The organism is Serratia sp. LSHTC3, from assembly GCF_057197125.1.
Genome location: NZ_JBXUNP010000004.1, coordinates 146,675 through 167,463, shown reverse-complemented (window position 1 = coordinate 167,463; position 20,789 = coordinate 146,675). Strand labels below are relative to the sequence as shown.

21 protein-coding genes are annotated in these 20,789 nt (G+C 62.3%); 19 read left to right on the top strand and 2 right to left on the bottom strand.

Going from position 1 to position 20,789, the window contains the following annotated elements; genetic code table 11:
- Window positions 1-12 precede the first annotated feature (12 nt).
- From AC2CGI_RS16450 to AC2CGI_RS16435, 4 genes are all read left to right on the top strand, one after another.
- On the top strand, window positions 13-573 hold the full coding sequence (locus tag AC2CGI_RS16450) for a fimbrial protein (RefSeq protein WP_076740969.1): 561 nt from the start codon (window positions 13-15) through the stop codon (window positions 571-573).
- Between the two features lie 41 nt (window positions 574-614).
- Entirely contained in the window at window positions 615-1,154 is a 540-nt protein-coding gene (locus tag AC2CGI_RS16445; protein ID WP_076740968.1) for a fimbrial protein, read from the top strand.
- 408 nt (window positions 1,155-1,562) lie between these two features.
- On the top strand, window positions 1,563-2,483 hold the full coding sequence (speB, locus tag AC2CGI_RS16440) for an agmatinase (RefSeq protein ID WP_004937606.1): 921 nt from the start codon (window positions 1,563-1,565) through the stop codon (window positions 2,481-2,483).
- A 337-nt stretch (window positions 2,484-2,820) separates the two neighbouring features.
- Complete coding sequence (locus tag AC2CGI_RS16435) at window positions 2,821-2,973, top strand: Hok/Gef family protein (protein ID WP_033638576.1); 153 nt, start codon at window positions 2,821-2,823, stop codon at window positions 2,971-2,973.
- A gap of 110 nt (window positions 2,974-3,083) precedes the next feature.
- Here AC2CGI_RS16435 and AC2CGI_RS16430 read toward each other — a convergent pair whose 3' ends face one another.
- Window positions 3,084-4,325 (bottom strand): MFS transporter, encoded by a 1,242-nt coding sequence (locus tag AC2CGI_RS16430; RefSeq protein WP_076740967.1) that lies wholly within the window; start codon window positions 4,323-4,325, stop codon window positions 3,084-3,086.
- A gap of 397 nt (window positions 4,326-4,722) precedes the next feature.
- Here AC2CGI_RS16430 and AC2CGI_RS16425 point away from each other — a divergent pair, with 397 nt between their 5' ends.
- The 14 genes from AC2CGI_RS16425 to AC2CGI_RS16360 all read left to right on the top strand — a co-directional run bounded on the left by AC2CGI_RS16425 (window position 4,723) and on the right by AC2CGI_RS16360 (window position 17,693).
- Window positions 4,723-5,040, top strand: a complete 318-nt coding sequence (locus AC2CGI_RS16425) for a non-heme iron oxygenase ferredoxin subunit (RefSeq protein WP_004937614.1) — start codon at window positions 4,723-4,725, stop codon at window positions 5,038-5,040.
- A gap of 2 nt (window positions 5,041-5,042) precedes the next feature.
- The gene (locus tag AC2CGI_RS16420; protein ID WP_004937617.1) at window positions 5,043-5,351 is read left to right on the top strand and encodes a recombinase-like helix-turn-helix domain-containing protein; all 309 of its coding nucleotides are present in this window, start codon (window positions 5,043-5,045) and stop codon (window positions 5,349-5,351) included.
- Between the two features lie 20 nt (window positions 5,352-5,371).
- Window positions 5,372-6,415: an aromatic ring-hydroxylating oxygenase subunit alpha gene (locus AC2CGI_RS16415; protein ID WP_015379013.1), complete on the top strand. Its 1,044-nt coding sequence runs from the start codon at window positions 5,372-5,374 to the stop codon at window positions 6,413-6,415.
- Entirely contained in the window at window positions 6,412-7,167 is a 756-nt protein-coding gene (locus AC2CGI_RS16410) for an SDR family oxidoreductase (RefSeq protein WP_076740966.1), read from the top strand. Before AC2CGI_RS16415 ends, AC2CGI_RS16410 begins: the two co-directional genes overlap by 4 nt.
- Window positions 7,168-7,204: 37 nt before the next feature.
- A complete protein-coding gene (locus AC2CGI_RS16405; protein ID WP_004937625.1) occupies window positions 7,205-7,999 on the top strand; it encodes an IclR family transcriptional regulator in 795 nt (264 codons plus the stop codon).
- A 109-nt stretch (window positions 8,000-8,108) separates the two neighbouring features.
- Window positions 8,109-9,050, top strand: a complete 942-nt coding sequence (locus AC2CGI_RS16400; RefSeq protein WP_021504736.1) for a VOC family protein — start codon at window positions 8,109-8,111, stop codon at window positions 9,048-9,050.
- Complete coding sequence (locus AC2CGI_RS16395) at window positions 9,047-10,258, top strand: NAD(P)/FAD-dependent oxidoreductase (protein WP_076740965.1); 1,212 nt, start codon at window positions 9,047-9,049, stop codon at window positions 10,256-10,258. Before AC2CGI_RS16400 ends, AC2CGI_RS16395 begins: the two co-directional genes overlap by 4 nt.
- A 23-nt stretch (window positions 10,259-10,281) precedes the next feature.
- Window positions 10,282-11,538, top strand: a complete 1,257-nt coding sequence (locus AC2CGI_RS16390; protein WP_015379009.1) for an MFS transporter — start codon at window positions 10,282-10,284, stop codon at window positions 11,536-11,538.
- Window positions 11,539-11,570: 32 nt separating this feature from the next.
- Entirely contained in the window at window positions 11,571-12,095 is a 525-nt protein-coding gene (locus AC2CGI_RS16385; protein WP_004937634.1) for a cupin domain-containing protein, read from the top strand.
- Entirely contained in the window at window positions 12,095-12,913 is an 819-nt protein-coding gene (locus AC2CGI_RS16380; protein ID WP_015379008.1) for an alpha/beta fold hydrolase, read from the top strand. Before AC2CGI_RS16385 ends, AC2CGI_RS16380 begins: the two co-directional genes overlap by 1 nt.
- Window positions 12,910-13,704: an SDR family oxidoreductase gene (locus AC2CGI_RS16375; protein ID WP_004937639.1), complete on the top strand. Its 795-nt coding sequence runs from the start codon at window positions 12,910-12,912 to the stop codon at window positions 13,702-13,704. The genes AC2CGI_RS16380 and AC2CGI_RS16375 overlap by 4 nt, the downstream gene beginning before the upstream one ends.
- A 15-nt stretch (window positions 13,705-13,719) precedes the next feature.
- Window positions 13,720-14,514, top strand: coding sequence for an aspartate dehydrogenase (locus tag AC2CGI_RS16370; RefSeq protein ID WP_004937643.1), 795 nt, complete (start codon window positions 13,720-13,722; stop codon window positions 14,512-14,514).
- Window positions 14,515-14,530: 16 nt separating this feature from the next.
- Window positions 14,531-16,000 carry an aldehyde dehydrogenase gene (locus tag AC2CGI_RS16365; protein WP_076740964.1) on the top strand — a complete coding sequence of 490 codons (1,470 nt, stop codon included), beginning with the start codon at window positions 14,531-14,533 and terminating at the stop codon, window positions 15,998-16,000.
- A 52-nt stretch (window positions 16,001-16,052) separates the two neighbouring features.
- Complete coding sequence (locus AC2CGI_RS16360; RefSeq protein ID WP_076740963.1) at window positions 16,053-17,693, top strand: thiamine pyrophosphate-binding protein; 1,641 nt, start codon at window positions 16,053-16,055, stop codon at window positions 17,691-17,693.
- Between the two features lie 42 nt (window positions 17,694-17,735).
- Here AC2CGI_RS16360 and loiP read toward each other — a convergent pair whose 3' ends face one another.
- On the bottom strand, window positions 17,736-18,488 hold the full coding sequence (loiP, locus tag AC2CGI_RS16355) for a metalloprotease LoiP (protein ID WP_004937650.1): 753 nt from the start codon (window positions 18,486-18,488) through the stop codon (window positions 17,736-17,738).
- A 238-nt stretch (window positions 18,489-18,726) separates the two neighbouring features.
- Between loiP and tkt the strand changes: the two genes are divergently transcribed.
- Window positions 18,727-20,721, top strand: a complete 1,995-nt coding sequence (gene tkt, locus AC2CGI_RS16350; protein WP_033632127.1) for a transketolase — start codon at window positions 18,727-18,729, stop codon at window positions 20,719-20,721.
- Window positions 20,722-20,789: the final 68 nt, after the last annotated feature.

Below are 20,789 nucleotides of genomic sequence, written 5' to 3'. Positions count from 1 at the left end.
AGGAAGATAGCGATGATAACGACAGTAAAAAGCAAGATGCAGCCGCTGATATTCCTCTGTGCGGTAATGCTTTCCCCACCGCTCTACGCGGCGGACGGCAATATTAATGTAACCGGCCGGGTAGTGGAGAATGCCTGTGCGGTAGCCGCCGAGTCGAAGAATATCATGGTGGATTTTGGTGTGCAGGCGGGTAACTCCAGGTATGGTGGCAAGGGTACTCCTCAAGAAATATGGCTTCTGGATTGCCCTTCGGGGGCTAAGCAGGTGAAGATTAGATTTGAAGGTACCGCTAGTAGTGATTTTGTGTGGTATGAGAAAGAATATACTTTCGCCCCCGATAATCAGGGGCAGCCGGGAGCTGCACAGAACGTAGGGTTCAGGATATACAATAGGGATGATAATTCTTGGATTAAAGTTAACGGTGAGTCGAAACCTTATGAGCTGAAAGACAGCGGTTCCGGCAGTGCGAATAGACTTGATTTTGGTGTGATGTTGTCTTGGCCTGACTATAGCAAGCCTATCCCACTTGGTGAGGCGACGAGCACTATTCAGTTCAGCATTCTTTATAACTAAATCCGTCATGGCCTATTTTTATGGTGACGAAGGAAAATGTGATGAATAAAGCAATCAAAAGAATCGTTCAGGGTTTGTCAATTTGCCTGATTGGCCTGACCTGCGCGGCACAAGGTGCAGATGGCACCATCAAAACCAAAGTGAAGTTTATTCAGTTCACCTGCAACCTGACGGCCGCCAGCAAGAACATGCGCGTGCCGATGGGAGATATCAACCGCAGTCAGTTGGCTAAAACCGGGAGCCTGAGTTCGCCAGTGTTGTTTGAATTAAAAGCAACCGGCTGCCCGACAGGAGGCGAAACTAAAGTTGGCGTGCATTTTTCAGGCATGGCAGCGCCGGAGGATGGGGAGGCTTATGTTTTGGATAAAGACTCCGGGGCGTCGGGTGTCGCAGTTAAAATAGCGACTGAACTTTACGGTAAGTATTATTTCATTAGGCCCAATGATTCTAGATATGAACCTTATCCAAACTCCGACGGTGAGGTCACCCTGAAGTACGCGGTACGGTATGTCGCCCTCAATGATAAGGTTACGCCCGGTACTGCCAATCTGACAACCCAAATTGATTTGGCTTACTATTGAGTTACCTGGCCCGATGGCGTAAAAACTGTTGGGCTGATGCTATTGATAGCAAAGTAAAACTACCCAAAATAACTCGCGCCGCAGAGCGGCGGCAACGGAGCGAGTTCCCACGAGCTTATTTCCGACTTCTTCAGGTGAATGATGCTTATTCGCCTTAATTTATGGGTAGAGTCAGGGCACCATTTTCCTCATCAGCTGGGGAAAATACGATTGATATGGCCGCCAGCCTGCGCGCATCATCCCCCTTGAAGCTCGAGCAAAATGCGGCCATAATCTGCCGTATCGGTAGCACCGAAACACACATCGAATAAATCCCTTTCTCGTCGGGCTAACGACGCGGGAGGGATTTTTTTTTTGTCACGGCCCGGCGTCTGCGCCCGGCAACTTGTTGAACTACGAGGGTTTACTATGAGCACCTTAGGCCATCAGTCCGATAATTCATTAGTGTCCAACGCCTTTGGTTTCCTGCGCTTTCCGCTGAACTTCATGCCTTACGACAGCGATGCAGAGTGGGTCATCACCGGCATTCCGTTTGACATGGCGACCTCCGGCCGCGCCGGCGGCCGTCATGGCCCGGCGGCCATCCGCCAGGTGTCCACCAACCTGGCCTGGGAAGGCAACCGTTGGCCGTGGAGCTTCGATCTGCGCGATCGCCTGAACGTGGTTGACTGCGGCGACATCGTGTTCAACTTCGGCGATGCGCAGGACATGAGCGACAAGCTGCAGGCGCACGCGGAGAAACTGCTGAAGGCCGGTAAGCGCATGCTCTCGTTCGGCGGCGACCACTTCGTCACCCTGCCGCTGTTGCGCGCGCACGCCAAGCATTTCGGCAAGCTGGCGCTGGTGCACTTCGACGCCCATACCGATACCTACGCCAACGGCAGCAAGTTCGACCATGGCACCATGTTCTATCATGCGCCGAACGAAGGCCTGATCGATCCGCATCACTCGGTGCAGATCGGCATTCGCACCGAGTTCGATCATGACAACGGCTTTACCGTACTGGACGCCGCGCAGGTGAACGATCGCAGCGTGGACGACCTGCTGACGCAGATCAAAGGCATCGTCGGCGATATGCCGGTGTACCTGACCTTCGACATCGACTGTCTGGATCCGGCGTTCGCACCGGGCACCGGCACGCCGGTGATCGGCGGGCTGACCTCCGATCGCGCGCTGAAACTGGTGCGCGGCATGCAGTCGCTGAACATTGTCGGCATGGACGTAGTGGAAGTGGCGCCGGCTTATGACCAGTCCGAGATCACCGCGCTGGCCGCGGCGACGTTGGGTCTGGAGATGCTGTACCTGCAGGCGGCCAAGAAACACGCCTGACGCCAGGCCACGCCTCGCTGAAAAAGCGGCTCCCATCGAATTGGGGCCGCTTTTTTTATTTCGTTTGTCGCCATCCGCGCGGCGATTTTCAGCCTGTTGCAACGCCTTTGCGCAATCCTGCGCAGAAATGAAAAAGAGTCAGGAAAAAGGGAGCCGGGATAGCGGGGTGGATGAATATACTGCGCGCGGGTGCTCTGGATCTTTGTCTCTGGAGCTTCTGCGAAAGATACAAAGAGAAAAGCCCCGAGTCGATATTCATCAACCCGAGGCCAACTCTAACGCCAGACAACGTTAAGTTAGCCTCTTACCCGCCGCGAGGCAAGGAGAAGAAGGCATGATGCCGAACAAACGGAGCCTGTTAAAATTGGTGGTTATTTGTGCCACGGTAATATCACTGGCATGGATAACGCGCAGCACGCTGTGTGAGCTGCGGATCCGATCGGGCAACACGGAGGTTGCGGCCATTTTGGCTTACGAATCCGAACGGTAAGGCAACCCGGCGACGGGGGATGTCCCCCGTCTGCTGGTTGTTGGCGTCCAGATCCCTGAGCACCCACTCACAGCATTCGGTTTCTCGCCGCAGAGGAGAGAGAAATGGGTTTATGCCCGGTTAACCTGTCGCGCCAGCAACATACGGCTAAACAGCGCCCCGCCCGCCAGCAGCGTCAGCAGCTGTGAGGCAATCAGCACCGCAAAGCCCGAGGACACCTTGCCCTGGCTGGCCATCACCATGCCCATCGCCATCGGCACGAACGCCGAGAATAGATTGCCGATGCCGTTAATCAGCCCATAGGCGCTGCCGACCGCCTCCGGCCGTGCATAATGCTGCAGCAGCGTGGGGATCGCCGCGCCCTGCACGCCCCAACAGGCGTTGGCCGCCAGCAGAAAGAAGGCGATCCAGCCAAGCTGATGGCTGTTCATTACGCCATAGATGCACAGTGCGGTCGCCGCGCCGCCAAAGACGAAGATCAGCGGCGCCTGATAAGGACGGATGCGATCGAGCAACGCGCCGCCGAGGTATTTGGAGGCGATGCTGACGATGAAAGGCAGCGCGGCCATCCAGCCCATTTGCTTGATGGAGAACCCCTTTTCATCGGTCAGGTAAGCCGGCAGCCAGGCGCTGGAGCCCCACAGGTAACTGAGCGTGGCGATCTCGATCAGCAGGATCCAGCCGAGCATCGGCGTGCGCCAGGCCAGCGCAAAGGTGTGCCAGACGCGGCTTAGCACCGGTTGCGGATCGGCGGGGCGTGAAGATGAAGATAAGGCGAGCGGATGAACGAACAACCGCACCAGCGCCAGGCCCAGCAGCAGGTTGAGCAGCGCCAGCAGGTGAAACGACATCGCCCAGCCGAAGTGCGCCATCAGAAAACTCACCAGCGGAAAGCCGATCACCAGCCCCAACGAGACGCCCAGCGCGCTGACCGCGTTGGGCTTGCCGCGCTCGTCGGCGGCGAAATGATCGCTGATGTACATGGTTTTCAGCGAGAACAGCGGCCCTTCGCTGACGCCAAGCAGCGCGCGCACCACGCACAGCAACAGCAGCGATCCCGCCAGCGGCGAGGCGGCGGTGAGCAGCGCCCACAGCACCACGCTCAGCGTCAGCGCGCGGCGGTAACCCATCAGCGTTTCCAGAAACGGCGTCAGCAACATGGCGGAGAGGCCGTAACCGAATAAAAACACCGTCATCAGCGTGCCCTGGTGAGCGCGGTCACCGCCGAGTTGAAAGTGTTGCAGGAAGTCGGGATTGACCAACATCACGGCGATATTAACTCGATCCGCATAGGCGATAACGATCAGAAACAGCAGGGCGATCACCCCAAACCAGCGTTGACGTTGTTGCACGGCGCGTTCCTCAGTGCGAGCGGTTGACGAATTCAGGCAGCAGTAAACTCACCCGAGGATGCCATTTGGCGCAAACGCGGGGATGGGGCTGATTGATGTAAATTTATTGTTATCAAATAGGGTGTAAAAGACAGAGAGAAAACACTTTTACGCGCAATACGCCGCCGGGATCAACGCATTTTTTGCCATAAATTAGCGAGGGAGCGCACAACTGACATAGGTTTTTCATATCGGTGCATGATTTCGTGATCTTTCCCGCATTTGTCATTTTTAAACAACCTTTCATTAACATTTGCCGTTCCGCTCGCTTGACGAAAGTTTCGCCAGACTTATAGTGGCTGTATTAAATAAGAAACTGAGTTTCATATATGAAACAATCAGATAGAGGATAAAAGCAATGAGCTGGAAGAATGTGTGCGAAGTGTCTCAGGTGAAAGAAGATTTTCCTTTCTCCGGCAAAGTGGAAGGAAAGGAGATCGGGGTGTACCTGCTCGACGGTAACTACTACGCGCTGGAAGACGTCTGCCCGCATGCTTATGCCTTGCTCAGCCAGGGGTTTGTAGACGACGGCAAGGTTGAGTGCCCGCTGCACGAAGCGCTGTTTGACGTGCGTACCGGCCAGTGCCTGCGCGAGCCGGGCGGCCGCGATCTGCAAACCTATCCCACCCGGGTGGTCGACAACCAAATCCAGATCACTTTTATCGCGGAGGAGTAATCATGCAGCACATCACCGATTTCAATCCCTGGCTGCCGGACACCCAACAGGTGACGCCGGCCCGCGAAGGCGGCAACGGTCAAATCCATCAGCCGGGCCAGTTCCGCAATGTCATCTGGCAAAACCGTGCCCGGGTGCCGGACGGCTTCGAAACTGCCCTGGTGGCGGCGCTGGAAACGATCTTCGATCAGGGGGCGGAAGAGCTGGAGCAGATCGTCAGCGCGTTGAATCAGCGTCGTCTGTTCGATCGCAGCGGCCAGCCGTGGAATGAGGCGACGTTCCGCGAATTCCTTCACGTTAACGGTTTCTGAGCGACACCCGGGAGAAGACAATGACAGCAAACACAACATCCTCCGAACAGAGCTTGCAGGACTATCTTGACCAGGGGCTGCGCGGCATGTGGTATCCGGTGCTGGCCAGCTGGGAAGTGGGCAACAACCCGGTCGGTATCACCCGCCTGGGGCAGCAAATCGTGGTGTGGCGCGACGGTGAAGGCCAGATCCATGCGCTGGAAGACCGCTGCCCGCACCGTGGCGCGCGGCTTTCCATGGGGTGGAACCTCGGCGATCGCATCGCCTGTTGGTATCACGGGGTGGAAGTCGGCGGCGACGGGACGGTGAAAGACGTGCCGGCGGTGGATCGCTGCCCGCTGGTGGGGCAAAAATGCCTGCGATCTTACCCGGCCAAAGAAGCCTATGGCGCGGTGTTCCTCTATTTCGGCGTGACGGCGGATGAAACGCCGGCGGAGCTGACTTTCCCGCAAGAGCTGGCGGACGAAGCGTCGTACAGTCATTTTCTGTGCACCGCCAGCTGGAACTGCAACTACCAGTACGCCCTGGAAAACGTGATGGATCCGATGCACGGCACCTACCTGCACTCCTCTTCACACTCGATGGCGGAAGGGGATCGCAAGGCGGACATGGCGCTGGAGCCGACCGACAGCGGCTTCATCTTCAAGAAAAACGGCCAGATCGGCGTCAACTTCGACTGGGTGGAATTCGGCAACAGCGGCGCGTATTGGATGCGCCTGTCGATCCCGTACAAGAAGCGCTTCGGGCCGGGCGGTCACTTCTGGATCATCGGCATGGTGGTGCCGGAGGACAAGGATCACTGCCGGGTATTCTTCTGGCGCATTCGTAAGGTCAAGGACTGGCAGCGCGACATGTGGCGCTTCATGTACCGCAATCGTCTGGAATCGTTGCATTGGGACGTGCTCGAGCAGGATCGCATCGTGCTTGAGAACATGGCGCCTAACGCCCGCGGCCGCGAATATCTGTACCAGCACGACGTCGGTCTTTCTCGCCTGCGCCGCCTGATGCAGAAAGAGGCGCAAAAACAGCTGGCGACGCTGCGCGAGCGGGAGGCGGCGCAGTGAACGGCCTGCTGAACGGTAAACGCATCGTGGTCACCGGCGCGGCGCGCGGCCTGGGCTACAGCTTCGCCGCCGCCATCGCCGCTGCCGGCGCGCAGGTGGTGATGTGCGACATTTTGGCGGATGAGCTGGTGGCGAGCGGTGCCGCGCTGCGCGAGCAGGGTGCTCAGGTGGAAACGCAAACCATCGATCTGGCGTCACCGGATTCGATCCGTTCGGCGTTCGAGAAGATCGCCGCCGGCGGCGGGATCGACGGCCTGGTGAACAACGCGGCGCTGGCGACCGGCGTCGGCGGTAAAACCATGATGGAATACGATATCGAACTGTGGGATCGGGTGATGCAGGTCAACGTGCGCGGCACCTGGCTGGTGAGCCAGGCGGCGGTGCCGCTGCTGGCGCGCAACCCGCACGCCAAGATCGTCAACGTGGCGTCGGACACCGCGCTGTGGGGCGCGCCGCGCCTGATGGCCTATGTTGCCAGCAAAGGCGCGCTGATCGCGATGACCCGATCGATGGCGCGTGAGCTGGGTCCGCAGGGCATCTGCGTCAACGCCATCGCGCCGGGCCTGACGCGGGTGGAAGCTACCGAGTATGTCCCCGCCGAGCGCCACCAGCTGTACGAGCAGGGGCGCGCGTTGGCCGGGGCGCAGCACCCGGACGATGTGAACGGTACGGTGCTTTATCTGCTGTCGCCGCTGGCGGATTTCGTCACCGGTCAACTGCTGCCGGTCAACGGCGGCTTCGTATTCAACTGACGGCCCGCAGGGCAGGCGCACAGCGCAGGAGCGAGAGATGGCGGACGAGCAAGCATGTAAATATCTGATCCCGGGGCTGGATCGCGGGTTGCAGTTGCTGCTGGCGTTTGGCGAGCAGCATAAGGAGATGACCTTCGCCGAGTTGCATCGCCTGGTCGATATGCCGAAGGCCACCGCTTATCGCGTGGTGCAGACGCTCGAACACCTGGGCTTTCTGGAGCGCAATCCGCGCACCAACACCTTTGCGCTCGGCATCAAGGTGCTGCGTCTCGGCTTCGAATATATCGCGTCGCTGGACGTGGCGCAGGCCGGCCAGCCGGTGATCGAGCAGTTGCGCGATCGCAGCCAGTGCAGCAGCCATCTGGCGATCCGCGACGGGCGTGACGTGATCTATATCGCCCGCGTCAGCGCCGCCGGTTCGCAGATCAATCAGGTCAGCGTCGGCACCCGCTTGCCGGTGCACCAAACCTCGCTCGGCCGCATGTTGTTGACCAGCGCGACTCGCAGCGAGTTCGAACAACTGTATCCAGACGCGCAGCTGCCGGGCAATGCGCCGGGCACCCCGGCGGATCGCGAAACGCTGTGGCAGATGGTGCAGCAAGACAAGGCGCGCGGCTATGTGATCGGCGAATCGTTCTTCCGCCACGGCATCTCCTCGATCGTCTACCCGATCTTCAACCGCGAGCAGCGGGTCGAGGCGGTGGTCAGCATCATGGTGCCGTCCGATGAGATCCCGAAAGCGGATCGCGAGCGGCTGCGCATGGAAGTGCGCGACGCGGCGGAGAAAATTTCCGGCTTCCTCGGCGCGCCGCCGCAGGCCAACGTCGGCTAACCGACAGGACCGACTCTTTTACTCAGGCAGGGACAAGGCCCGTAGCAAACAGGGGCCGGGGTTCACTCATGCCTGAAAACCGTATGCAGCGAGAACGTGAGGCTGAACAATGAGCGTAATCGGAATCGAAAAACTGGAATTTGGCGTCGAAGATCTGCCAACCTGCGAAAAATTCATGCAAGACTTCGGCCTGCAGCCCGCCACGCAACATTGGGGCGAAGCGCAGCGCGAATTCACTACCCTGAGCGGGGCGCGGGTTGTCCTGCATCCGCTGCAAAGCGCGGCGCTGCCTGCGGCGTTTGAAGGCGGTTCCACCCTGCGCCGCATGACCTGGGGCGTGGCCTCGCCCGCCGATCTGGCGCGCCTGCAGCCGCGTTTGGCGCTGATGCCCGGCTTCCGCCAGGTGGGAGAAGAGCTGGAGTGCCTCGATCCCAACGGCATGACGCTGCGCTTCGTCGTCAGCCGCCAGCAGGCGGTCGAGGTGCCGGTCACGCCGATCAACCAATGGGGCGACGTGCGCCGCATCGATCAACCCAGCCCGGTCTATTCGCAGGCGCAGCCGATCAACATTGGCCACGTGGTGTTCTTCGTTGAAGATCTGGCGGCGACCGAGCGTTTCTACCGCGAGCTGTTGGATTTCCAGGTTTCCGATCGCTATATCGATCGCGCCGTCTTCCTGCGCACCCAGGCGCGCGGCGGCCACCATAACCTGTTCCTGCTGAAGCTGCCGAACCGCCCACGCGGCCTGAACCACGTGGCGTTCACCGTGCGCGATATCCACGAAGTGATCGGCGGCGGCATTGCCATGAACAAAGAGCAGTGGAGCACCTTTATCGGCCCCGGCCGTCACCCGATCTCCTCGGCCTATTTCTGGTACGTCAACAGCCCGACCGGCGGCGCGTTCGAGTACTACACCAACGACGATTATCTGACGGAAAACTGGCAGCCGCGCGAGCTGGAACATTCGCTGGTCTCCTTCACCGAATGGGCAGTAGAGGGCGGCATCGATCACGACACGCGCCGCCAGCATAAAAAGGCGGAGGCGTTATGAACCGGCCGGAGCAGGCGGGCATCGTCATCGTCGGCGGCGGCCAGGCCGGCGGTTGGGCGGCCAAGACGCTGCGCGACCGGGGCTACAGCGGCCGGCTGACGGTTGTCAGCGACGAACCCTACGATTTTTACGAGCGGCCGCCGCTGTCGAAAGCGGCGCTGCTGGATGCCGCGGCGCCCCTCAGCCGGCTGTTCAGCGAACAGACGGTGGCGGAGCTGAATATCGACTGGCGCCGCCCGCTGCGCGCCGAGTCCATCGACGCTGAACAGCAAATCGTTACGCTCAGCGACGGGCAGCGGCTGCAGTTCGAGCAGTTGCTGATCGCCACCGGCGGGCGGCCGCGTTTGCCGAGCGCTGCCTGGGCGCAGCACCCGCGCGTGATGACGCTGCGTTCCTGGGACGATGCGGCCCGGTTGCGGCAGGGGCTGCAGGGCTGCCGTCGCCTGGCTATCGTCGGCGGCGGTTGGATCGGGCTGGAGATCGCCGCTTCCGCGCGGCGTCTCGGCGTCGAGGTGACGGTGTTTGAACGCCAGCCTGCGCTGTGCATGCGCAGCGTCGGCGCCGATGTCTCACAGGCGTTGCTCGAACTGCATCGCCGGCAGGGCGTCACGGTGCTGTGCGGCTGCGGCGAGATCTCGCTGGAAGATCGCGACGGCGCCGCCTGGATCGGCAGCGAAGTCAGCGATCCGCAGGTCTTCGATCTGGTGGTGGTGGGGATCGGCGTCGAGCTGAATCTCGAACTGGCGCGCAGCGCCGGGCTGGCGATCGAGTCCGGCATCGTGGTCGACGGCCAGGGGCGCACCAGCCATCCGGCGATCTTCGCCGCCGGCGATGTGGCGCGCCACCCGACGCTTGGTCTGTGCCTGCAGTCCTGGGCCTACGCGCAAAATCAGGCCATCAGCACCGCCTGCGCGATGCTCGACGCCTTCGCCGCTCCGTATGACGACGTGGCCTGGCTGTGGTCGGATCAATATGACGTCAATATCCAGATCCTCGGCGTGCCGAGCGGCGGCGTGCACCATGTGGTGCGCCGCACGCCGCAGTCGCAGGTGTTCTTCACGCTGAACGCCGATCGGCAGCTGGTGCAGATGGTGGCGTTCAACGACGCGCGCACCATCAAGCTCGGCAAGCGTTGGTTGGCGAGTGGCCGGGTGCTGGATCCGCAGCAACTGGCGGATGCGGAGTTTTCTTTGATGGCGTTGAAATAACGCCCGAACCTCGGGAGCGTTTTATGACTACGCAAGACATTGACGCCCGCGCTGGACGGGCGGGGGAAACCGTTGCCGAAAATCCGCAGCAGCGGGTGCGCTGGTCGGTACCGATCGCGCTGTTTGCCTGCGTGCTGCTGGCGTTTTTCGACAAGATCAGCATCGCGGCGCTGTTTTCCGACGCCGAGTTTCAGCAGGCGTTGGGCATCGGTTTTGACCCGGCGCGGCTGGGCTTGCTGATGAGCGCGTTTCTGTTCTCCTACGGCATTTCCTCCATGCTGCTCAGCGGCATCGGCGATCGGCTTAATCCGGTCAAGGTATTGATTGGCATGATGGTGGTGTGGGGCGTGCTGATGGTGTTGATGGGGCTGGTGCGTTCCTATCACGCCATGATGACGCTGCGCATCCTGCTCGGCATCGCCGAAGGGCCGCTGCTGCCGATGGCCTACGCCATTATTCGTCAGGCTTTCCCGCCGCAGCTGCAGGCGCGCGCCACCATGCTGTGGTTGCTCGGCACGCCGCTGGGGGCCGCGCTCGGCTTCCCGGTCACCCTGTACATTCTCAATACCTTCGACTGGCAGGCCACCTTCTTCTTTATGGCGTTTCTGACGCTGCCGGTGATGTTGCTGGTGCTGTTCGGCATGCGCCACCTGAACGTCGCGCGTCCGGCGGCGGCGGCCAAACCGGCGGTGTCCGAACGCAAACAGCATCGCCGCGAGCTGCTGCGCAGCCCGCATTTCTGGATGATTTGCCTGTTCAACATCGCCTTCCTGACCTACCTGTGGGGCATGAACGGCTGGCTGCCGAGCTATCTGATCAAGGGCAAAGGCATTCATCTGGAACATGCCGGTTACCTCTCTTCGCTGCCGTTCATCGCCATGCTGCTCGGCGAAGTGCTGGGCGCCTGGCTGTCGGACAAGCTGGATCGCCGCGCGCTGGCCTGCTTCCTGTCGCTGTGCGGCGCCGGCCTCGGTCTGGCGGTGGTGTTGCACCTGCAGGGCACCTACAGCGTGATCGCCGCCATGGCCTTCAGCACCTTTATGTGGGGCGCCGGCGCGCCGAATATTTTCGCGCTGTTGGCGAAGGCCACCAGCAGCAAGGTGAGCGCCACCGCCGGCGGCATCTTCAACGGGTTGGGCAATTTTGCCGGCGCGCTGGCGCCGGTGCTGATGGGGGCGTTGATCGCCGCCACCGGCAATATGGATAACGGCCTGCTGTTCCTGGTGGTGATGGCGTTCGTCGGCTGCCTCATTCTGCTGCCGTTGCTGAGAAAGTACTGATTAATCAATCGATTCAACAGAGGAGTGACAACATGTCTCAGGTTGAGAACAAAGCCGGCGTCAAGCCGCAGGATCTGTCGATGGAAAACTGGGTGGAGTCGCGCATCGCCCGTTTCGAGGGCCGCAAATATGACTGGAACGCGCTGAAATTCCAGGCCGACTTCGACCCGAAATACCGCCGCGCGCAGATGCGTTACATCGGCACCGGCGCTACCGGCGTGGCCAGCGATGCCAACACCATTCCGGCAGGCAACTTCACCTTCTCCACCATGGTGTTGCCTTCGAAGTGCGAGGGCCCGCTGCACCTGCATGACGACGTGGAAGAAGTGTTCTTCATGCTGAAAGGCAGCATCACGCTGATGATTCAGGATGGCGAAGAGTATTACGAAACCAGGCTGAAAGAGCGCGATCTGATCTCGGTGCCGGCGGGGGTGTATCGCGGCCTGTTCAACCACGGCGAGGAAGAGGCGCTGATGTGCGTGATGCTCGGCACCGCCAAGCCGGAGATCCCGACCTATCCGGCGGATCACCCGCTGTCCAAAGTGAAGCGCAACTGATGAACGGCCTGGCGCAACGCCAACGGGCGCGCTGCGGGGCGTACACCCTGAGCTGGCGCGAGGCCGGGCAGGGGCGGCCGGTGGTGTTGCTGCATGGCATCAGCTCCGGATCCGCCTCGTGGATCAAGCAGTTCAACGATAACGGCCTGACGGACGGCCACCGTCTGGTGGCGTGGGATGCGCCGGGCTACGGCGGCAGCCTGCCGTTGGCGGATCCGCAGGCCGATGCCGCCGGTTATGCGGCGGCGTTGGCGGCGCTGATTGATGAGCTGCAGCTGGTGCAGCCGCTGATCGTCGGCCATTCGCTGGGGGCGCTGATCGGCAGCGCCTATGCCGCCGGCTATCCGGATGGGCTGTGTGGGCTGGTGTTGGCGGATCCGGCGCAGGGCTATGCCACGGCGCCGGAGGAAAAGCGTCGGCAGGTGTACGGCCAGCGCCAGCAGATGATAGAGACGCTGGGGCCGGTGGGCTACGGCGAGCAGCGGGCGGCGGCCTTGCTGCGTGAAGGGGCGGATCCGCAGGATATCGCCTGGGTGCGCAACGGCATGCAGCAGCTCGATCCCGACGGTTTTCTGAGTGCCGCCTGGATGCTGGCCAACGATGATATCGGCCGCTATCTGGCGCGCTATCGCGGCCCGCTGGAGGTGTGGTGCGGCGAACAGGATCGCATTACGCCACCGGAGAAGGCGGCCGAGCTGGCGGGTGAACAGGACGCGGCGCTGCGTCTGATCGCCGCCGCCGGTCATGCCAGCTACCTCGATGCGCCGGCGTGTTTCAACCGCTATCTGCGGGACTTTACGGGAGCAATCCAACGATGAATTTTCAGCTTGAGGATCGGGTGGCGGTGGTGACCGGCGGCTCGTCGGGCATCGGTTTCGAAACCCTGAAGCTGCTGCTGGCCGAAGGGGCGAAAGTGGCGTTCTGCGGCCGCGATCCGGACAAACTGGCCGGCGCAGCAGCCAGCCTGCGCGCGGACTTCCCGCAGGCGGATATCCTGGCGCTGCGCTGTGACGTACTGGACGCGCAGCAGGTGGCGCAGTTCGCCGCTCAGGTGACGGCGCATTTCGGCGGCGTGGATCTGCTGATCAACAACGCCGGTCAGGGCTTCGTCGCCCATTTTGACCAGACGCCGCGCGAAGCCTGGCTGCATGAGGCCGAGCTGAAGCTGTTCGGCGTGATCAACCCGGTGCAGGCGTTCTTACCGGCGCTGGAACGATCGGCGATCGCGTCTATCACCTGCGTCAACTCGCTGCTGGCGCTGCAGCCGGAAGAGCACATGATCGCCACCTCGGCGGCGCGTGCCGCGCTGCTCAACATGACGCTGACGCTGTCGAAAGAGCTGGTGGGCAAAGGCATTCGCGTTAACTCGATCTTGCTGGGGATGGTGGAGTCGGGCCAGTGGCGCCGCCGTTTCGACGATCGCAGCGATAAAGATCAAAGCTGGGAGCAGTGGACGGCGGCGATCGCCGAACGCCGCGGCATCCCGATGAAGCGCCTCGGCAAGCCGCAGGAGCCGGCGCAGGCGCTGCTGTTCCTCGCTTCACCGCTGGCTTCCTTTACCACCGGCGCGGCGCTGGACGTTTCCGGCGGCTTTAACCGTCATGTGTAACAGGGGCCGAAAAAGATGAAGAAGATCATGATGATTGGCTATGGCGCGATGGCGAAGGAAGTGATCGCCCGTTTGCCTGAAGGCGTGGAGGTCGGCTGGATCCTGGCGCGCGCAGCTCATCATGCGGCGATCGCCGAGGCCTTTGGCGGGCGGGTGCAGGCGCTGACCCATCCGGAGCAGTGTTCGCAGCGGCCGGATTTGGTGCTGGAGTGCGCCAGCCAGCAGGCGGTGGCGGAGTTTGGCGAGGCGGTGCTGCAGCGCGGTTGGCCGCTGGCGGTGATCTCGACCGGCGCGCTGGCGGACGCCGCATTGCAACAGCGGCTGCAGCAGGTTTGCCGCAGCCATCACGGGCAACTGATCGTGCTGTCCGGCGCGGTGGCGGGGATGGACGGGCTGGCGTCGGCGCGTGAAGGCGGGTTGGAGAGCGTGACCTATCAGGCCAGCAAGAGCCCGGCCAGCTGGCGCGGCAGCCCGGCGGAGCAACTGATCGACCTCGATGCGGTGCGCGAGGCGCAGGTATTTTTTGAAGGCTCGGCGCGCGAAGCGGCGCGTTTGTTCCCGGCCAATGCCAACGTGGCGGCCACTATTGCGCTCAACGGTCTGGGGATGGACGCCACCCGGGTGCGCCTGCAGGTCGATCCCGCCACCCGGCGCAATACCCATCGCCTGCAGGTGTGCGGCGACTTTGGCGAGTTTCACATTGAGCTGAGCGGTAACCCGCTGGCGAGCAATCCCAAAACATCAACCCTGGCGGCGCTGAGCGCGGTACAAGCCTGCCGCCGTCTGGTGGACGGCGGTTTTATTGCCTGAACGGCAGGAGCGGAGCATGGAACGATTGAATATTTTTGTCGCCGGGCGCTGGCGTGAAGGGCGTGGCGAAGAGATGGCTTCGGTATTCCCGGCCGACGGCAGCGTCAACGCGCGGCTGCGCGCCGCTAACGTCGAGGACGTGAACGAGGCGGTGGAAGCGGCGGAACGCGCCTGGCGCGCGCCGGAGTGGCGCGGACTGGTGCCGCACCAACGCGCCTCGATTCTCTACCGCGTCAGCAACCTGATCCTGGCGCAGCAGGAACAGCTGGCCGAGCTACAGACTCGCGACAACGGCAAACCGCTGGCGGAAACCCGCGGCCTGGTGGCCAGCGCGGCGGCGACCGCGCGCTATTTCGCCGCCGCCTGCGAGGTGTTGGAAGGCGAGCTGCCGACCCCGCGCAGCGCCGAGGTGATGACCCTCAGCCAGTATCAACCGATGGGAGTGATCGCCGCCATTACGCCGTGGAACTCACCGATCGCCAGCGAAATGCAGAAGGTGGCGCCGGCGCTGGCGGCGGGCAACGCGGTGGTGCTCAAACCGGCCGAAGCCACGCCGCTGATGGCGCTGAAGCTGGCCGAGCTGTTCGAACAGGCGGGGCTGCCGGCCGGGCTGCTCAGCGTGTTGCCGGGCAAAGGTTCGGTGATCGGCGAGGCGTTGGCGCGCCATCCGCTGGTGAAGAAGATTTCCTTTACCGGCGGGACCAGCACCGGGCGCCATTTGGCGCACATCGCCGCCGACAAGCTGATCCCCACCTCGCTGGAGCTGGGGGGCAAATCGCCGACCATCGTGTTGGAGGACGCCGATCTGGAACAGGCGGCGCGCGGCATCTGCTACGGCATTTTCAGCTCCGCCGGCCAGGCGTGCATCGCCGGATCGCGGCTGCTCGTACACCGTTCGCTGTATCAGCCGCTGCTGGCGCGCTTGACCGAACTGACGGCGGGGCTGCGTATCGGCAACCCGCTGGTGCCGGGCGTGCATCTTGGCCCGCTGATCAGCGCCAAACATCGGCAAAGCGTGGCGGACTACGTGGCGCTGGCGCGGCAGGAGGGCGGCCGGGTGGTCATCGGCGGCGAAGCGCCGGCCGATCCGCAACTGGCGAGCGGCAGCTATTACCTGCCGACCATTATTGAGGGTTTGAACAACGATGCCCGCGTGTGCCAGGAAGAGATCTTCGGCCCAGTGCTGGTGGCGCTGCCGTTCGACGACGAGCAACAGCTGATCGAACAGGCCAACGACTCGGTGTATGGCCTGGCGGCCGGCATCTGGAGCCGCGACTTCCCTCGCGCGATGGCGCTGGCGGAGCGGCTGGAAACCGGCACCGTCTGGGTCAATACCTACAAAACGTTCTCGATTTCCACGCCGTTCGGCGGTTTCAAGGAGAGCGGGTTGGGCCGCGAAAAGGGCCTGAACGGCATCAAGGCCTACATGCAGCAGAAAAGCGTGTATCTGGCGCTGAGCCATCAGGTGAACCGCTGGAGCGACTAGGCCGACACCTCTACGCATAACCCTAATAACGATTACCTTAAGAAGGCAGATGATGAGCGATAAAATCACGGTTGGCGAGGCGATAGCCCGGACTCTGGAACAGTACGCGGTGTCGGCGATGTACGGCATCATTTCGATTCATAATCTGCCGATCGCCGATGCGGTGGGGCAGCGCGATAAAATTCGCTTCGTGCCGGCGCGCGGCGAAGCGGGGGCGGTCACCATGGCCGACGCGCACGGGCGGTTCTCCGGCCTGGGCGTGGCGTTGACCAGCACCGGCGCCGGCGCCGGCAACGCGGTGGGGGCGATGATTGAGGCGCTCAACGCCAACACGCCGCTGTTGCATATCACCGGCCAGGTAGAAAAAGCCTATCTGGATGCCGACGCCGGTTTTATTCATGAAACCCGCGATCAGCTCGGCTTCCTGCGCGCCTGCTCCAAGCGCGCTTACCGTGTCAATTCGCCGGAGCAGGCGGTGGCGGTGATCCAGCGAGCGATCCTGGATGCGCAAACCGTGCCCTGCGGCCCGGTGGCGGTCGAGATCCCGATCGATATTCAAAGCAGCCTGGTGTCCCGTTCGGTGCTGACCGAGCCGTTGGCGCCGGCGCCATTGCCGAAGGCGGACGATGCCGCGGTGGAACGGCTGCATCAGCGGCTGAAACAGGCCAAGCGTCCGCTGCTTTGGTTGGGCGGCGGCGCCTTGGCCTGCGGCGACGCGGTGCGCAAGCTGGCGGACGCCGGCGTGGCGGTGATCTCCAGCACCCACGGGCGCGGCATTCTGCCGGACAGCCATCCGCGCAACCTGCGGGCGTTCCATAACTCACCGAGCATCGAAGCGATCCTGACGCAGTGCGATCTGACGCTGGTGGCCGGTTCGCGCCTGCGCAGTAATGAAACCCGTACCTGGACGCTGCCGCTGCCGCGCCCGCTGGTGCAGATTGACATCGATCCGGCGGCGGCCAACCGCAACTACCTGGCCGATGAGCAGATCAACGGCGACTGCGCGGCGCTGCTGGCGGCGCTGGCGGCGCGGTTGGCCCCCGGCGAAAAGGTCAACGCCGAGTGGGATGCCGAAATCGCGGGGGCGGTGCAGCAGGCGGAGAGCGCGCTGCGCCAGCAGTCCGGTGAATACGCCAAACTCAATGACGCCATCGACGCCGCACTGCCGCAGGACGGGCTGTTGGTGCGCGATATCACCGTTTCCGGCAGCGTCTGGGGCAGCCGTCTATTCCGTGCGATCTCGCCGCTGTGCAACATTCACTCGCTGGCCGGCGCTATCGGCATGGGGCTGCCGATGGCGATCGGCACCGCGATTGCCAACCCGCAGCGCAAGGTGGTGGGGCTGGTGGGCGATGGCGGTTTGGCGCTGGGCCTGGGGGAGCTGGCGACCATGGCGCAGGAACAGGTGAACATCACTCTGCTGATCATGAACGATGGCGGTTATGGCGTAATGCGTGGCATTCAGGACAAGTATTTCGCCGGGCGCCAGTATTACAACGAGCTGCATACGCCGGCCTTTACCCAGATCGCCGAAGCGATGGGGTTGAAAGCCTGGAAGGTGGACGCGGCGTCGCAGTTCAACGGCGTGCTGGCCGAGGCGATCAATTACCCGGGGCCGTCGGTGGTCGAGGTGGACATGAAGCAGGTCGGGCCGCTGACCTTCGCCGGGCCGCCGCAGAAAACGCTGTATTGAGACGATAAAAAAACGCCCGGCGATTGCCGGGCGTTCTCGTGGTTATTTCTCTGCCGCGATGCGATCGCGAATGTGCTGTGCGCGCGCTTGGGAAGACGGGTGATCGTCGAACATGCTGCTCTGACGACCGGCTTCCATTTGGGCCAGTTTTTCGAAGCTGGTGGCCAGGCCGTTCGGATCGATACCGCGTTTTTTCAGCAGATCGAACGAGTAATCATCCGCTTCGCTTTCCTGCTTCTGCGAGAACTGGGCGCTGACCAGCTTCTCGCCGATATCCGCCAGCTGCGACTGCGACAGCGAGCCGATGACGCCGCCGGCGGAGGACGCCGCGGTGCGCAGCGCCACGGTGCCGTAAGCCACCTGCATCGCTTTACGGGTGTGGCCCAGCGCCACGTGGCCCATTTCGTGGCCCAGCACGCCTTCCACTTCGTTGTCGTTCATGATGTCCATCAGGCCGCTGTAGACGCGAATGCAGCCGTTGGCCATCGCCCAGGCGTTGACGTCTTTGGTCACGTAGACCTTGTAGTTGGCCGGGGTGCCGTTGATGTTGTCGCCCAGTGCCGCAGCGATTTTGTTGAGGCGCTTGGCATAGGTGCTGTCGGCCGGCGCGATTTGTGCCTTGCTGTCCATCTCGGCGCAGGATTTATCACTCAGGGCCTTAACGTCGTTGTTGCTCAGGGTCGCCGCCTGGAACGCCTGCGCGCCGGACTGCATCAGGGTTTCGGTATTCAGGTTTTGACAGCCGGTTGCCAGGGTGGCAATGCCCAACGCAATCAAAGAGGTACGAATTTTCATAACGCCATCTTCCTGTGAAGGTAACAAGGTAAAAGAGTCATTTTGCCTGGAGGAAATCGTGTCGCAAGAGCCTAGTGTACGCCAGCCGGAGCGAGAATAGTGTTATTCCGAAAAAGCGTCCAATCGTGCTAATAAGTGGTGAACTCGCTCTCATTTGGCATTAGGGATTGCCGTTGTGATGTGGAGTCTGAGAAAATAGGGAACTTGACTGCTTTTTTTATCCGACCTGGAGTAAAACATGTCCTCTCGTAAAGAGCTTGCCAACGCCATCCGCGCACTCAGCATGGACGCCGTACAAAAAGCAAATTCCGGCCACCCGGGGGCCCCTATGGGCATGGCGGACATCGCCGAAGTCCTGTGGCGTGACTACCTCAACCACAACCCGACTAACCCGCACTGGGCTGACCGCGACCGTTTCGTGCTCTCCAACGGCCACGGCTCCATGTTGATTTACAGCCTCCTGCACCTCACCGGCTACGACCTGCCGATGCGCGAGCTGGAAAACTTCCGTCAGCTGCATTCCAAAACCCCGGGCCACCCGGAGTACGGCTACACCCCGGGCGTTGAAACCACCACCGGCCCGCTGGGCCAGGGCATCGCCAACGCCGTCGGCTTCGCCATCGCCGAACGCACCCTGGCGGCGCAGTTCAACCGCCCTGGCCACGACATCGTCGACCACCACACCTACGCCTTCATGGGCGACGGCTGCATGATGGAAGGCATCTCGCACGAAGTCTGCTCCCTGGCCGGCACCCTCAAGCTCGGCAAGCTGACCGCCTTCTACGATGACAACGGCATCTCCATCGACGGCCACGTCGACGGCTGGTTCACCGACGACACCGCCCTGCGCTTCGAAGCCTACGGCTGGCACGTGGTGCGCAACGTCGACGGCCACAACCCGGACGCCATCAAGGCGGCGATTGAAGAAGCCCGCAAGGTGACCGACAAGCCGTCGCTGCTGATGTGCAAGACCGTTATCGGTTTCGGTTCGCCGAACAAGGCCGGCACCCATGACGTGCACGGCGCCGCGCTGGGCGCCGCCGAAGTGGCCGCCACCCGCGAAGCGCTGGGCTGGAAATACGCCGCCTTTGAAATCCCGCAGGACATCTACGCCCAGTGGGACGCCAAAGAAGCCGGTCAGGCCAAGGAAGCGGCCTGGAACGACAAGTTCGCCGCCTACGCCAGGGCCTTCCCGGAACTGGCCGCCGAGTTCAAGCGCCGCATGAACGGCGAGCTGCCGGCCGACTGGAAAGCCGACGCCAAGGCGTTCGTGGAAAAACTGCAGGCCAACCCGGCCAACATCGCCAGCCGCAAGGCGTCGCAGAACGCGCTGGAAGCGTTCGGCAAGGTGCTGCCGGAGTTCCTGGGCGGCTCCGCCGACCTGGCGCCGAGCAACCTGACCATGTGGTCCGGCTCGAAAGCGCTGAACGTTGACCCGGCGGGCAACTACATTCATTACGGCGTGCGCGAGTTCGGCATGACCGCCATCACCAACGGCATCGCGCTGCACGGCGGCTTCCTGCCGTACTCGGCGACCTTCCTGATGTTCGTGGAATACGCCCGCAACGCGGTGCGCATGGCGGCGCTGATGAAGCTGCGCAACGTGTTCGTCTACACCCACGACTCCATCGGTCTGGGCGAAGACGGCCCGACCCACCAGCCGGTGGAGCAGCTGGCGAGCCTGCGCGTGACCCCGAACATGAGCACCTGGCGTCCGTGTGACCAGGTGGAATCGGCGGTAGCGTGGCAGTACGGCATCGAGCGCAACGACGGCCCGACCACGCTGGTGTTCTCGCGCCAGAACCTGACCCAGCAGCCGCGCACCGCAGAGCAGCTGGCGAACGTGTACCGCGGCGGCTACGTGCTGAAAGACTGCGCGGGCACGCCGGACGTCATCCTGATCGCCACCGGCTCCGAAGTGGGCATCACGGTGGAAGCGGCGGACAAACTGACCGCGGCGGGCCGCAAGGTGCGCGTGGTGTCGATGCCGTCGACCGACGCGTTCGACAAGCAGGATGCGGCGTACCGTGAGTCGGTGCTGCCGGCGGCGGTGACGGCACGTGTGGCGGTGGAAGCGGGTATCGCGGACTACTGGTACAAGTACGTGGGGCTGAACGGCGCCATCGTGGGCATGACCACCTTCGGTGAGTCGGCGCCGGCGGAGCAGCTGTTCGCCGAGTTCGGCTTCACCGTGGACAACGTGGTGGCGAAGGCGCAGGCGCTGCTGAAGTAAGCCGCCGGGCGCCAGCCGATAAAAAAGCCGGTCATCATGACCGGCTTTTTTTATGGGCGGAAATCGCG